Origin of the sequence: Alteromonas oceanisediminis (assembly GCF_018474025.1) — a bacterium.
In the GTDB taxonomy this organism is placed as follows: domain Bacteria; phylum Pseudomonadota; class Gammaproteobacteria; order Enterobacterales; family Alteromonadaceae; genus Alteromonas_E; species Alteromonas_E oceanisediminis.
Map to the genome: position 1 here is coordinate 15,894 of NZ_JAHCTA010000003.1, position 14,552 is coordinate 30,445.

14 protein-coding genes are annotated in these 14,552 nt (G+C 48.0%); 3 read left to right on the plus strand and 11 right to left on the minus strand.

Going from position 1 to position 14,552, the window contains the following annotated elements; all coding sequences use genetic code 11:
- Positions 1-7: 7 nt before the first annotated feature.
- The 10 genes from KIU71_RS05485 to dusA form a co-directional block, all read right to left on the minus strand.
- A complete protein-coding gene (locus tag KIU71_RS05485; protein ID WP_214130191.1) occupies positions 8-772 on the minus strand; it encodes a phosphoadenylyl-sulfate reductase in 765 nt (254 codons plus the stop codon).
- Positions 765-2,474, minus strand: a complete 1,710-nt coding sequence (gene cysI, locus KIU71_RS05490) for an assimilatory sulfite reductase (NADPH) hemoprotein subunit (RefSeq protein ID WP_214130192.1) — start codon at positions 2,472-2,474, stop codon at positions 765-767. The genes KIU71_RS05485 and cysI overlap by 8 nt, the downstream gene beginning before the upstream one ends.
- Positions 2,474-4,297, minus strand: coding sequence for an assimilatory sulfite reductase (NADPH) flavoprotein subunit (locus KIU71_RS05495; RefSeq protein WP_315853247.1), 1,824 nt, complete (start codon positions 4,295-4,297; stop codon positions 2,474-2,476). Before KIU71_RS05495 ends, cysI begins: the two co-directional genes overlap by 1 nt.
- Before the next feature lie 164 nt (positions 4,298-4,461).
- Complete coding sequence (locus KIU71_RS05500) at positions 4,462-5,223, minus strand: TIGR04219 family outer membrane beta-barrel protein (RefSeq protein ID WP_390881796.1); 762 nt, start codon at positions 5,221-5,223, stop codon at positions 4,462-4,464.
- A 4-nt stretch (positions 5,224-5,227) separates the two neighbouring features.
- On the minus strand, positions 5,228-6,220 hold the full coding sequence (locus KIU71_RS05505) for a DUF2333 family protein (RefSeq protein WP_214130193.1): 993 nt from the start codon (positions 6,218-6,220) through the stop codon (positions 5,228-5,230).
- A gap of 87 nt (positions 6,221-6,307) precedes the next feature.
- Positions 6,308-6,661: a hypothetical protein gene (locus tag KIU71_RS05510; RefSeq protein ID WP_214130194.1), complete on the minus strand. Its 354-nt coding sequence runs from the start codon at positions 6,659-6,661 to the stop codon at positions 6,308-6,310.
- A gap of 2 nt (positions 6,662-6,663) precedes the next feature.
- A complete protein-coding gene (locus KIU71_RS05515) occupies positions 6,664-6,864 on the minus strand; it encodes a PspC domain-containing protein (protein WP_214130195.1) in 201 nt (66 codons plus the stop codon).
- 32 nt (positions 6,865-6,896) lie between these two features.
- A complete protein-coding gene (gene pspA, locus KIU71_RS05520) occupies positions 6,897-7,604 on the minus strand; it encodes a phage shock protein PspA (RefSeq protein ID WP_214130196.1) in 708 nt (235 codons plus the stop codon).
- A 14-nt stretch (positions 7,605-7,618) separates the two neighbouring features.
- Positions 7,619-7,921 carry a hypothetical protein gene (locus KIU71_RS05525; RefSeq protein WP_214130197.1) on the minus strand — a complete coding sequence of 101 codons (303 nt, stop codon included), beginning with the start codon at positions 7,919-7,921 and terminating at the stop codon, positions 7,619-7,621.
- A 221-nt stretch (positions 7,922-8,142) separates the two neighbouring features.
- Positions 8,143-9,099 (minus strand): tRNA dihydrouridine(20/20a) synthase DusA, encoded by a 957-nt coding sequence (gene dusA, locus KIU71_RS05530; RefSeq protein WP_214130597.1) that lies wholly within the window; start codon positions 9,097-9,099, stop codon positions 8,143-8,145.
- 571 nt (positions 9,100-9,670) lie between these two features.
- Here dusA and KIU71_RS05535 point away from each other — a divergent pair.
- From KIU71_RS05535 to KIU71_RS05545, 3 genes are all read left to right on the plus strand, one after another.
- The gene (locus KIU71_RS05535; RefSeq protein WP_214130198.1) at positions 9,671-10,858 is read left to right on the plus strand and encodes a GGDEF domain-containing protein; all 1,188 of its coding nucleotides are present in this window, start codon (positions 9,671-9,673) and stop codon (positions 10,856-10,858) included.
- A 219-nt stretch (positions 10,859-11,077) separates the two neighbouring features.
- A complete protein-coding gene (locus KIU71_RS05540; protein WP_214130199.1) occupies positions 11,078-12,547 on the plus strand; it encodes a RimK family protein in 1,470 nt (489 codons plus the stop codon).
- Positions 12,548-12,558: 11 nt separating this feature from the next.
- Positions 12,559-13,704: a GNAT family N-acetyltransferase/peptidase C39 family protein gene (locus tag KIU71_RS05545; protein WP_250207305.1), complete on the plus strand. Its 1,146-nt coding sequence runs from the start codon at positions 12,559-12,561 to the stop codon at positions 13,702-13,704.
- Here KIU71_RS05545 and fghA read toward each other — a convergent pair.
- Positions 13,701-14,543 carry an S-formylglutathione hydrolase gene (gene fghA, locus KIU71_RS05550; protein ID WP_214130201.1) on the minus strand — a complete coding sequence of 281 codons (843 nt, stop codon included), beginning with the start codon at positions 14,541-14,543 and terminating at the stop codon, positions 13,701-13,703. The genes KIU71_RS05545 and fghA overlap by 4 nt on opposite strands.
- Positions 14,544-14,552 lie beyond the last annotated feature (9 nt).

A 14,552-nucleotide genomic window follows, 5' to 3' on the forward strand; every position in this document is an offset into this window, starting at 1 on the left:
AATCAATCTATATGCCGTCACCAAACTCATGCAAGCCGCATTCACGTTTGAGGCCGAAGAAACGTGTGTCCTGCTCAGACATCCCCTCTTGCAAACTTTGTGTGGTGTGCCAATCGCCAATTGATACATAACCTTCTTCCCACAATGGGTGGTAGGGAAGATCATGTTCCTTTAGATACACATGCAGATCCTTGTTGGTCCAATCGATGATGGGATACACTTTAAACTGCCCTCTCACGCGTTGTAAAACCGGCAGCTTCTCGCGACTATCGGATTGAGAACGACGCAAACCGGCAAACCATGTTCCTGCATCCAGCTCACTGAGCGCGCGCTGCATCGGTTCAACCTTGTTCATCTTATTGTATTGCTCAATGCCTTCAATCCCCTTCTCCCAAAGCTTACCAAAACGCGCTTCTTGCCACGCCGGCGAAAGGCCTGAGGAATACACCTTTAAGTTTATGTTTAACCGCTCAACCAACTCATCAATAAACTGATAAGTTTTCTCAAACAAATAGCCAGTATCGGTGAGCACGACAGGAATATCGGGTTGCGCTTGAGTCAACAGGTGCAACATCACCGCTGACTGCGCGCCGAAACTGCTCGACACAATCGCATTTCTGGGAAGCGAATGAAGCGCCCATTCAATGCGTTGCTGTGCCGTCATCCGCTCGAGCAGTTCATTAACCTGCGCGATATGGTCGTCACTGGCATCCAGTGAAAGAGCCGGCAAATCACTGACTGGCTGGGCGCCCAATGCGCTTAGGCTACTCATAAAAATCCTTGGCGGAATTCACCACCGGATTGACAATGCCAGCACGGATTACAAAGTCACCAAAGGCTTCATTCGATTGGCGCTCTTTGGCCCACTGACCAATTAATTCATCCAATGAACGCATGATATCTTCATGACTGACATTCTCTTGGTAAAGGCGTGGTATCCGAGTTCCTTCACGATTTCCACCGATGTAAAAATTGTACTTGCCCGGACCTTTACCTACCAGACCGACCTCGGCCAGCATGGCACGACCACATCCATTAGGACAGCCAGTAACACGGTAAATAATGCTCTCGTCGGCAATCTGGTGCTTCTGGAGGATTTGTTCCAGCTCCGAGACGGCGGAGGGCAGATAACGCTCTGCTTCTGCCATCGCAAGTGGGCACGTCGGCAACGAAACACATGCCATCGAGTCTTTGCGCTGGTGACTCGTATCCGGTTGGATCAAACCATGTTTCACCGCTAACGCTTCAATTTCAGCTTTATCGTCAGCCGCGACGCCGGCAATAATCAGGTTTTGATTGGCGGTCATGCGGAAATCGCCCTTATGGATCTTGGCGATTTCAGCACAGCCAGTCTTGAGCGATTTCTCTGGGTAATCGAGGATCCGACCATTTTCAATAAACACTGTCAGGTGATGCTTGCCATCAATACCTTCTACCCAGCCGAAACGATCGCCACGCCCAGTAAACTCGTAAGCTTCACTAGGCGCAAATGTAATGCCAGCACGCTTTTCAACTTCCTGTTTGAAGGTGTCTACTCCCACTCGCTCAAGCGTGTACTTCGTTTTCGCATTCTTTCGATTGACGCGATTACCCCAGTCACGCTGTGTTGATACCACAGCTTCTGCCACCGCTAGGGTATGCTCCAGTGGGATAAAGCCAAAGTCATCGGCCTTGCGCGGAAACGTGCTGGTGTCCCCATGCGTCATGGCTAAACCACCGCCGACAAGCACATTAAAACCAACCAGTTTTCCCGCTTTGGCGATTGCCACAAAATTCAGGTCATTGGCGTGTACATCAACATCGTTTTGCGGCGGGATCACCACGGTCGTCTTAAATTTACGTGGGAGGTAGTTGTCGCCTAAAATGGGCTCAACCTCTGTCGTTTCGACCTTTTCGCCATCCAGCCAAATTTCTGCATAAGCACGGGTCTTGGGCAATAAATGCTCACTGATTTTGGCAGCCCATTCCCATGCCTGCTGGTGCACGATCGACTCAACAGGATTGGATGTACACAGCACATTCCGGTTCACATCGCCTGCCGTCGCAATCGAATCAATACCGGCCTTATTGAGCGTTTGGTGCATTTTCTTAATGTTCGGCTTTAACACACCATGAAACTGAAATGTTTGACGCGTGGTTAAGCGAATGCTGCCGTACAAGGAGTAATCTGCCGCAAATTTATCGATCACCAGCCATTGCTCTGGCTTGATAACGCCACCTGGTAAACGCGCTCGCAACATGACATTGTGCAGTGGCTCTAGTTTTTGTTTTGTGCGCTCGTTGCGAATATCGCGGTCGTCTTGCTGATACATACCGTGAAAGCGGATCAGCTGAAAATTATCTGCTGTGAAGCCACCCGTTACGTTGTCTGCTAAATCTTCTGTGATAGTACCGCGAAGATGTTTACTCTGCGCTTTCATGCGCTCATTGTCAGCGAGCTTACCTTCAACAATTAAATTTTTAGAATCACTCATTAGTAAACATCCTTCTGGTAGCGTTTGGCTTTACGTAGACCCGCTAGATACTGTTTTGCTTCCGACGCATCTTTCTTACCATGCGTTTGAATAATGCTTAACAACGCTTGTTCTACATCTTTAGCCATTTTCATGGCATCACCACAAACATAGATGTGCGCGCCTGATTCGAGCCAATCAAAAACTTCTGCGCCGGATTCCAGTAAGCGATCCTGAACATAAATTTTCTCGGCCTGATCGCGAGAGAAGGCTAAGCTGATTTTGCTGAGTACGCCGCTTTTCAGATAGCCCTGCCACTCCGTTTGGTACAAAAAATCCTGGGTGAAGTTGGGGTTACCGAAGAACAGCCAAGATTGACCTGTAGCATCTGTTGCCTCGCGCTCCTGCATAAATGCTCTAAATGGCGCGATCCCAGTTCCGGGGCCAATCATAATAATTGGCATGTTGTTGTCTGCGGGCAGGCGGAAATGATTGTTGGATTCAATAAACACCGCCACTTCATCACCTTCTTCTAAACGGGTGATCAAGTGGCCTGAAGCGCCTCCCTGATGGCGCACGCCGTTAAATTGGTAATCAACGTGAGCCACGGTGAGATGAACCTCATCTTCTACTTCGGCTTGACTTGACGCTATCGAATATAATCTCGGCGTGAGCGGACGCAGCGCATCCGTTAGTTGCTGTGCTGTCAATGTTGCAGGATACTCGCGCACAACATCAATTATCTGGCGCTCGGCCAAAAATTCTCGTAGCTTGGCCGGTTCAGATAGAATCTCCTGCAACGCAGTCGATTCTGTCGCTGCTGCGTAGGCTTTGACGAAGCCCGGGTAGCTCAACGTAAGCTCCAGCTTTTCTTTGAGCGCTTTTGCTATCTCAAGTGTTTCGCCTTTCAGCTCAACAACGGTATCGGCCGCTATGCCGGTGAGAGTGAGCAGTTCTGAGATAACCGCTTCATCGTTTTTAAACCAAACCCCAAGCGCGTCGCCCGGTTGATACGTCAAACCGGAGTCTTCAAGCGAAATCTCAATATGTTGTATGTCTTTAACGGAGTCTCTGCCCGTAATTTTCTGGACTGTGAGTAACGGCGCTGAAAACGGGTTGTTTTTGTCGTATGCCGGAGCACCAGCACTAACCGACGCTGTGATCGGAACGACATCGGCAGCGTTCGCGATTGCCGCATCAGACGTACTCAACGCTTTCTTGGCAAGCTCAAAAACATTATCAGACCACACCTGAGCAGCGTCTTCATAATCAACGTCGCAATCGACCCGGTCAACCAGCGCCGTTGCACCCAAGGTTGACAACCTCTTATCAAAGTCCTTACCGGTCTGGCAGAAAAACTCATAGCTGGTATCACCCAAACTCAATACGGAATACTTTAACCCATTAAGCTTAGGGGCTTTCTTACTGGCTAGAAATTCATGAAATTCGATAGCATCATCAGGTGCATCGCCTTCACCATGGGTACTGACCACTAGCGCCAAATGCGACTCATTCTTTATTTGACGAGGCTTATAATCTGCCATACTCACCAACACAGCGTTAATTCCAGCATCGGTTAATCTGCTATGAAGTTTCTGTGCAATCCCCTTGGCATTGCCTGTCTGCGTGCCATACATCACCGTAAAAGTTTGGGTTGTAGAGGTCTGGGCTGCCGCTGAGACTGCCGCTGAAGTCGCCGCACCTGCCTGTTCATTACCATTTGCAGCTAATCCAGCCAAATAGCCGCTTACCCACGTAAGCTGGTCACGATTCAAGGGTGCAATCGCCTGAGTGATCAGGTTCCATTGTTCAGGGCTCAACACGCCCGGTTGTTGACCATTCACAGTAGACTCCAGTGTATAATTTGTTGTGTCTGAGACGTCATGACTCGCTAACCTATCGTTTTCTGATGATAAGGCTAGCGAGTTTGACTAAAAACGGGAAAGAATTAAAAACGATTTTTTATTACTTAATGAGCTTACCAATCAACAAAAGCTTGAAATTTTTTCTAAAAATGAAATTCAATGCCCGCGAAAGCGCCATCAAATGACAAGTCAGTATAGGTATTATCGAGGTCATCCAGCTCCACGCGCACGTCTCGATAGCCAAGTTGCAGGGTCATATCCAAGGCTAGGCTTTCAATGAAGCTGTAGGTAATCGCTGCTTGGAAATCACGCGCTTCGTTGTCATCCAAGCTCAAATAGCTGCCTTCGAAGTAAGCGCCTAACCCTGTGAAAGGCAATCCAACGGCCACCCGCGAGTAGATCATGGGCACGACACCAGAAAAATCAGCTCGGCCCTCTTGCGCAGTTTGTTCGCTGACAACGCGCAAATCACCATCAACCACTTTGGCGTTTAGCCCGGCGTCAATACTTACCAAATCATTATCAAACAATTCATAATAAAAAATGACGTCGGTTGTGTTCAGGTCAATCGTGGTATCGACCGACGTATTTTCAATAAACAACTGTCCGTCAAACGTAAACGAACGCGTTAAGGTTGAATCGCCCTCAGTATCCATAATGGTACGATTTAGCTTCACATTGGGCACAAAGGGTACGCCATGTTCCAGGGCGACATAGAACGCGCCGTTGGTTTGCGAGTCAAAATCAAAATCAACCACATCATCCTGATCAGCAAAGCCCCCGCTGGTGCCCATATTCCACCCTTGTGCACCTGCGTACACGCCCAACACCGTATCGGCATTTACAGCAGCCGGTGTCGCGATCAACCCCATTAAAGCACACCCAATGATTCGATTTATGCGCATAATTTTATCCTTGATTCAGTAATTCAGAGAGTTCAATAAGAGCGGCATTGGCTCTGGATATATAATTTGCCATCACCAGTGAGTGGTTTGCTAGCATGCCAAAGCCGCTACCGTTTAAAATCATCGGACTCCATACCGTTTGCTGCGTTGCTTCCAGCTCACGAATAATCTGCTGTAAACTCACTGTGGCATTTTTCTTTTCAAGCACATCAGCAAAGTCATGCTCAACAGCTTTCAAAAAGTGCAACAACGCCCAGCTGGCGCCGCGAGCTTCATAAAAATTATCATCCAGCTTAAACCAACTGGTTTGATTTTCAGTTTCATGTCGCGTGGGAGTGGATTGATGTGCTTGAGGATCACCCGCCAGGTCGGTATTCAGTTGGTCAGTTCCGACACTCGCACTGAGGCGTTGAGACAGGCTGCCCATGCGCTTTTCAATCTGCTTAAGCCAGTCACGCAGATTATCAGCACGCGTGTAAAACTGAACTCTGTCTGCTGTCGGGTCGCCTAACTCAGCACGATACTCACGCAATAAATCCAGCGCTTCTTGATACTGTGACTCCGACGCGGGCATTAACCAACTGCGATGATCGATGTTCAATTTTGGTTGTGCCTTAACCAACATCGGGTTTTCCATTGATTGCGATTGTGAGCGGCTCAAATCTTTGCGCATCGCCAGCGAGAGGTCGCGCATCATTTCCAGCACCCCGAATTCCCACGCAGGCATATTGTCCATAAACAATGCAGGCGGAGTAACATCATTAGATAAATAGCCACCCGGCTTGTTCAATAACGTTTCCCCCACGGCAATAAGCGACGTTGTCACTGTGTATCCGGGCACAACTTGCTCGTTATTGGCGACCGCATCATCAAGCGCATGCTGGCGCACATCAAACGTACTGGGTTCAATACTCCAGTACCATCCGATCAAAATAAAAAGCAGCACGAGAAGCCCGGCTGCCGCACCCAAAATTCGTGGCGTTAAAAACTGTTTCATAATTCCCTTACACTGTTGTTTTGCAAAAGTGGTCTAACCATAGTACCACCAAGTGTAGGCTTAAGTTCAATAACTACCCAAATTTGGTTAAGGGTACGTGGAGTGCTGAGCTTGCGTCGGTTTACTACGACACAACCAATATAACAAAGCACCGACAGTAATCGGTATCACGAGGCTTACACCAAGGCCGACGACGGCGCTTACTGCGGCGGCTATCATGATACAAATAGCCACTGCGATGCCGGTTGCGAACAATAACGCCAGTACTGATGCAACCACGACACCGATAATAAAAAAGACAATCGCGCTTATCACAAAATCACTGGCTGAGCCGCTGAGGTTGTCAATATCCAGGTGCCAGTGAACAGTATCTAGCGCTGCCACATCAAAGCCATAAACAACACAGTATGCAATCAACGCGGCCAGTAGTAACTTTTTCATGACTATCGCTCTTGGATGAGTAAGCTAGCAATCAGGTAAGATAGCCCAACAAGCGCTGGGGCGAAAAACAAACCTATGACCAGTGCAGCGCGCACGTAAATGGCTTCAAAACCGAAATGACGTGCGATACCACCGGCCAAGCCGGTGATCATTTTATCGCGGCTACTTCTATAAATACTGTTGATATCAAATGTCTGTTTCATGATGATCTCCAATCAGTGGAAAGCGCGACTGCTTACGCAGCCGCCTTGTCTTTGCGTTTCGCGGTTTTGGGCGCAGAGTCTTTGCCATTCTTTTGTTTCAGGGCAGATAACTCAGACTCAATACTGTCGTTCGTTTCGAGCGATGCAAACTCCTGCGTGAGCGCATGATTACTAGGTACAACATCAAAAGCATCAACCTGCGCCTCAAGCGCCTCTACTCGACTTTCGTAGTGGTCAAATCGATTCACAGCATGTGTCACAGCATCACTGTTCACCACTTGCTTTGCGTGTAATCGAACGGCACCAATCTGCTGACGAGATAGCAGCGATTTTTGCTTAGCTCTAGCCTCGGCTAACTTACCTTGAAGCTTCGCCGTGTCTTCCTGAATAGTGCCAATCACACCGTCCAACTGAGCTTTTACCGCTTCCAGTTCGCTTATCTTAGCCATCACACTGTGCTTTTCGGTTAACGCTGCTCTGGCCAAATCTTCCCTATCTTTCTCAATGGCCAGTGTCGCTTTGTTTTCCCACGATGCGGCTTCCTGAGTAAGCTGGCGGATCTGACGATCCGTGTGTTTTTGCTCAGCTAGGTTCTTGGCGGCCACAGACCGTATTTCGACTAAGGTTTCTTCCATCTCCTGAATAATCAACCGAATGACTTTTTCAGGGTTTTCTGCCTTGTCTAACATCGCATTGATGTTTGCCTGTACGATATCTGAGATTCTTGAAAACATGTTCATAATAAATTCCTCAACTATTCTGATTTTGTAGATTCAGTCGCGTCAGTAGAGTCGCTATCCAGCGAGGTTATCTTCACTTTGGCACGTGACTGTGCAACCTGTGGCGTGTTGGTCAATGAATCCAGGCTCATGTGATACGCTGTATTGGCGACCGACTGAGCTGCCTGTGAGTGCAACTCTGTCACTGTGACTTCAACCGCCGAATCAATCATCCGTGTGATTAATGACTGTAATACCGTTTCTTGCGCTACTGCTGCAGGCGCAACGATGGTTGAACCAACAAGTGCGATAGTGGTGAGTGTATTTGCAAGTTTCATGGTCATTTCCTTTTTACTGTGTAGGTTGTTGAGTTAAATCGGCGATGGTTCACCGTGACATACAACCCATATAGCGATTGTTGTGCCAATCGCGAAGGAAATGACTAAACGTCTGTTTTAATTGATATTTATGGACTTCGTAACGACGTAACCTAGCAGGCGGGTATTTAATCAACACCACCCGTTAGTGAATTAGACCACCTATTTAGTGAAATTGACTACTAGGCAACCCGAATTTGACTGACCGTTTCTTGAACCGCTTCAAGCCCCCTTAACAAAAGCGCCGGCTGAGGGTTCTTGCCAGTCCCGTTTTGACTAAGATAACGGCGCCACACTCGCCCACCGGGCTGGCCTTGAAATAATCCCAGCATATGTCGCGCGATATGCCATTCTCGGGCACCATTAGCCACCTGCCGCTGAGCATAGTCGTGCATGTGCTTCACAATGGTTTCACGATCGATAGGTTGGGTCGCCTCGCCAAAAACGTGCTGATCAGCCGAGGCTAGCAAGTAAGGATTGGCGTAAACTTCTCTGCCAACCATCACGCCATCAAGGTGCTGAAGATGCTCACTCACATCATCATAGGTTTTTATCCCGCCATTGATAGAAATGGACAATGCCGGAAACTCTTTTTTCAATTGATAAACACGAGGGTAATTAAGCGGCGGTATTTCGCGATTTTCTTTTGGGCTCAGTCCTTTTAACCACGCTTTGCGCGCGTGTACGATAAAGGTGTCACACCCCGCATCAGCCGCGGTGTTGATAAAGCGGGATAAATCTTCATACTCATCCATATCATCGATGCCAATACGGCATTTCACAGTCACCGGTATCGTCACCTGTGCTTGCATCGCTTTGACACACTGCGCCACACTCTCTGGTTCAGCCATCAAACAAGCACCAAACCTGCCATTTTTAACACGGTCGGAGGGGCAGCCAACGTTAATGTTAACCTCATCGTAACCCAGCGCTTGCGCACGAGCCGCGCACTCAGCCATTGCGACGGGGTCCGAACCTCCCAGTTGAAGCGCGACTGGGTGTTCTTCGTGGTTGAAGCCAAGATAGTCGCCTTTACCGTAGATGATGGCACCGGTCGTCACCATCTCGGTGTATAACAAGGTATGCTTCGACAACAGTCGAAGAAAATAACGGCAGTGCTTGTCAGTCCAATCGAGCATGGGGGCGACTGAGAGTGCTCGATTGATATTCGTTGTACTTGTTTTCAACACTAACCTACATTTTGATGAGCCTACACAGAGTATACCATTGGCAGGCGGGTTCTAAAGCTCTGAAGAAGGAAAGCACCGCTAAAAAACACAACACTAGGTATCTATTTTCATACCATAGTGTTACCCGCAAGTTTCTCTGTACACGGATCCGGCATTACACTAAAGAGCGTTGTGCGAGGTCGAATTACCCGATGTGACCCGCCACGTTTTTTATCATTTCGGTCTCATCATTAGGCGACGCTAAACATGCACTTACCCACATTAATTTTGGTTACTTTACAAGAGCGTGTTGATCTTTACGGTACAAATTTTGTTCAATTCTATGGCTTGCGGCTGAGAAAAGAGGATTAAAGCTTAGTTATTCTAAGTGAATGACGAATGACGAAAGCCCCAAGCCATAGAACTGAACCCTTCGGGCAGCGTTTGGTGACAATTTACACTGCGTTTTCGTTCGCTTATGTAGAATAACTACACGACGCTCGCTCAGCCTTGTTTAAATTGTCACCAAACTGCTGCAAAAATGCACCGTAAAGATCAACACGCTCTAATCAATGGACTGATCGGTACCTTTTTAATGGTGGTATTTAAGCGCAAACCTAACCACAAGTGCTTTTTATATTGGGCGCTGTCATGTGGCGTTTTTGTGCTGGGAGGTGTCACCTCTTCATTGAGAGCATACTCAGTAAGCCCCCTTATCAGCTATTTTCTTGCCGATGTGTTTCTTATCGCCGCGCCAGCTCTAGTGTTGATGGGGTTGCTGCGATTTTCTCGACTCACATGCACACCGATAGTCAAACACCTTTGCCTAGGCTGTTCAGTAATACTCCTAAGCGTACTGTATGGGGTGCATACCGATGCCACAGTGAACCCACTAGTCACAGGCCTCGCCGCGGGCAGTGTGTTTTTTGCCGGTGTGATGATGCTACAGCGCTCAATTATCATTGAACCCGTTTTCACACGTTTATTGCAGCTCATTTTCGCCGCGCATGGTTTAATTCTGTGGAGCCAAGGGGTGATCATCGCCAATAGCGCTGCCGCGGACTACACAAACATAACAACGCTATCGCTGCTGTTGAGCCGTATTGTACTCACAACCTTGACCGCACTATTACTGCCATGGCTGTCCTTTTTACAATTAGAACGTAAGCTCACGATAAAATCGCAGCGAGATGGGTTAACACAGGTCGCCAATCGCGATCATTTTTTCTACCAGGCTCAATCACTTTGGCAACATCAAGATAATCATCCTTGTGTGTTAATGATGATCGACATTGACCACTTTAAAAACATTAACGACCAGTATGGTCATGCGATGGGTGATGTTGCCATTCGCGAAACGGCTAGAGGGTTGTCCAAGCAGTTGCGCAATTCCGACCTCATTGGACGGGTTGGCGGTGAAGAGTTTGCCGTTCTACTACCGCGCACAGACTGCGCAACAGGGCACAAGGTCGCTGAAAGACTCCTTTCCTATATAAGGTCGCTAGATATTCACGTTGGAGATAGGACTGTCTCATTAACAATCAGCGTTGGTATGATCAGCGCAGGCAGCACTGAAATCACGTTCGAAACGGCGTACAAAGCAGCAGACAGCACGCTATATCAGAGTAAGGGTAGCGGTAGAAATCGTATCTCCGATTGCAAAATACACGGTAGCGAGCGCATCTACCAGCCGGTTGTTTGCCGCGATAATTTGCCCCTCCCCTCATAGCGTCTACACTGACTGTTGATGTGCACGTAAGATGCTCAGAACGATTTCGGCGAAAAACGACATCGAGCAGAAAACGCATCACTTTTTATTTTCTTAACGACAAATAAATTTTCGCGTAGCGCCTTAAATTGTACTTGCACAGTGCATAAATAAGCCTATATTCAGCCCAAATTTTAGGCGCTGTACGCCTTTAATAACCTGACTTTTTTTGGAAAAACCATGTTAAAAACGCTAATTGTTGCAGATGCATTGTCTGATATCCCCGAAACGGGCTTAAAGACTATTGAGTTTGCGACTTACCTGTCAGACTACCCGAAGCTTGACGAGCCTCGTATGCAGATCATTAACCTCTGCGCGACCGACAAATATCTCAGTCAGGGATACTACTGTTCATTATTGGCAGAGGCGCGTAAACATAAGGTGTTGCCAAGCGTTAATATTATCAACGATATCAACGTGACCGAAGCGCAGCCTGCTGGGCTAGAAATCACCGTACCGAAAAACCTTTGGGTATCTCAGTTGGCTGACACGGCTGATGCGAAACAGTCACGAGTAATTTCGGTGTACTTTGGTCAAACTGACAACGCTATTCATAAACGCATTGCGCGCTGGGCGTTTGAACAGTTCCCTGCACCTATTTTGCAGATTACGCTGGATCGTGATGACAACGGCTTAACCGCGCACATTACCAATCGTGCTTTGCGTGATTTAACGGATGCGAGCAAAACCGCATTTTGGGCGGCTTTAAATCAGTTTATTCAAACGACGTGGCGTGCAAGCCGTCCGAAAAAACGGGCTCGCTGGGATATGGCTATTCTGCACAATCCAGACGAAAAGACACCGCCGAGTGATGAAAAAGCGCTGAAGAACTTTGTCAAAGCGGCAGAACAAGTTGGCATTCACGCTGAGCTGATTACGCCAAAGCAAGCGTCTTCTATTGCCAGCTATGATGCCCTGTTTATTCGTGAAACGACCGCCATCAATCACCATACCTATCGTTTGGCACGAAAGGCTGAGCAGGATGGCTTGATCGTGATGGACGATGCGACGAGTATTTTACGCTGTTGCAATAAGGTATTTCTGCATGATGCATTTAGCTACAACAAAGTGCCCTCGCCGAAGAGTGACTTTGTGTCTGAAGCCAGCGATAAAACCTGTGCACGCTTAGCTGAGTCATTTGGCTTTCCCATGGTGCTTAAGCTACCAGAAAGCTCGTTTTCAATCGGTGTCTATAAGGTCGAAAACATCGCCGAGTTGAAAGCAAAACTCCTCAGCATGCTTGAGCAATCAGCACTTGTGCTCATTCAGGAGTTCTTGCGCACCGAATATGATTGGCGCGTAGGCGTGTTGAATGGAAAGCCGATTTACGCCTGTCGCTACTTTATGGCCCGCAACCATTGGCAAATCTATAACCATAGTTCGAAAACGCATTTTTCAGGCAACTTTGAAACGCTACCAACCTTCGAAGTGCCAAAGCCTGTGCTCGACGCGGCGGTAAAAGCAAGTTTGGTGGCCGGGAAAGGCTTGTATGGTGTGGATTTAAAACATGCCAACGGGCAGGTTTATGTCATTGAAGTGAATGATAACCCCAGCCTTGAAAGCAAGGTGGAAGACAAGTATCTAGGCAAAGAACTTTATATGTTGATTATGCAAGAGTTCGCCAATCGTTTAGAAGCACGAGGCCGCTGAGGATTATGTCGATGAACATGGCTGTGCAACGAAAGCTTGCACCGGCACTCACGTTTGAACCAGCCACTAAAGCGCATATTGACGCATTAGTGGCACTTGAAAATGCCAGCTTTGAGACTGACAGGTTAAGCCGCCAACGTTTTCTTCATTGGGTTAAGGCGAACAACAGTATTTTTAGCGTGGCTGTGTTAGACGGCGAAGTTGTCGGCTACGGATTAGTGTTATTGCGAAACGGTACCCGCTTGGCGCGTCTCTATTCCATTGCGATTGATGCCAAAGCCAAAGGCTGCGGTATCGGGCGTCAATTATTAGCTCACCTTGAAACGCAAGTGATTGAAGCAGATAGACTGTATATGCGCTTAGAAGTGGCGGCAAACAATACCCCCGCTATCGCGTTGTACGAGTCTTGTGGGTATCGCTCGTTTGGTGTGTATGCCAACTATTACGAAAACAATGTTGACGCGGTGCGCATGCAAAAGCCCATACGTCAATTGAGTTCGCAACAACACCTGCCCACCTATCCTTGGTATAAACAGACCACCGACTTCACCTGCGGCCCGGCAGCGCTGTTGATGGCGATGACCCATTTGGATAAAGAGCAACCGCTGGATCAAGCCCATGAGCTTGAACTCTGGCGCGAAGCCACCACGATTTACATGACAACAGGGCATGGCGGTTGTCACCCTTACGGCCTTGCGCTGGCAGCGTATAGGCGTGGGTTTGACGTAACCTTATTTGTTAGCCAAGCGGACGAGCTTTTCTTTGATGGCGTACGCAGTGAACATAAAAAAGTGATTATGCGCACGGTCGAGTCAACATTTAAGCGTCAACTACAAAGGACTGATGTGGAGGTGGTAGTTGGTCAACCATCCATTGAAACGCTCAAACACAGTATGGAAAACGGCGCGACCGTAATCGGTTTGATCAGTACGTACCAATTGAACGGTTACAAGAATCCACACTGGGTGTGCGTTACTCACATCGATCATGACTGCTTATATATTCATGATTCTGATATGGACGACGACGATACAAACCCGCTTGAATATCAGCACATTCCGATTGCCTCAGCCGACTTTTCACGTATGACAGGCTATGGCAAAAGTAAACTAAGCAGTTTTATCGTTTTAACAGCAGCCGACCGCCAGAAATCCTAGCGGTCGTGCAAATGCTCTGCGTGAAAAGCAATGTGATCATCGATAAAGCTACTGATAAAGTAGTAGCTGTGGTCGTAACCTGTATGTAAGCCGTATTGAAGACTCACATCTTGTTGGTGCGCTGCTTTTAATAGGGCGTCGGGCTTGAGTTGTTCGGCCAAAAATTCATCAGCACTGCCCTGGTCAATTTTGATCGGGCGCACTGACTGAGCCTTTGCAATCAGTAGCGTCGCGTCATATGCTTCCCACGCGCCCGCATCATCACCCAAATATAGAGCAAACGCTTTTTTCCCCCAGGGGCAATCACTCGGATGACACACCGGGCTGAACGAAGACATGGCTCGGTAATGCTGTGGATTTTTCAAACCGATAATTAGAGCACCGTGCCCGCCCATGGAGTGACCACTGATACTTTTCACCGATGTCACATCAAACGAGTGCTCAATGAGCGCGGGTAATTCATCAACAATGTAACTGTACATGCGGTAATGCTGATTGAACGGTGGCCTGGTTGCATCCACATAAAATCCCGCTCCCAGGCCAAAATCGTAACTGCCTTCGTCATCATCGGGCACATTGTCGCCACGAGGGCTGGTATCTGGCATGACGATCGCAATATTCATGTCGACGGCAGCGCGAAAAGCCCCTGCCTTCTGTGCAAAATTTTGATCATTGCAGGTCAAGCCGGATAACCAATACAGGGTCGGTACGGGTGTATCCGCTGATGCTTGGGGTGGCATAAACACACTGCACGTCATTTCACAGTGCGTCGATGCCGCGTCATGCTTAAAGCGGATGAGCTCACCTTCAAATACTCGTTGTCGACTGATGATATCCATTGTTAACTC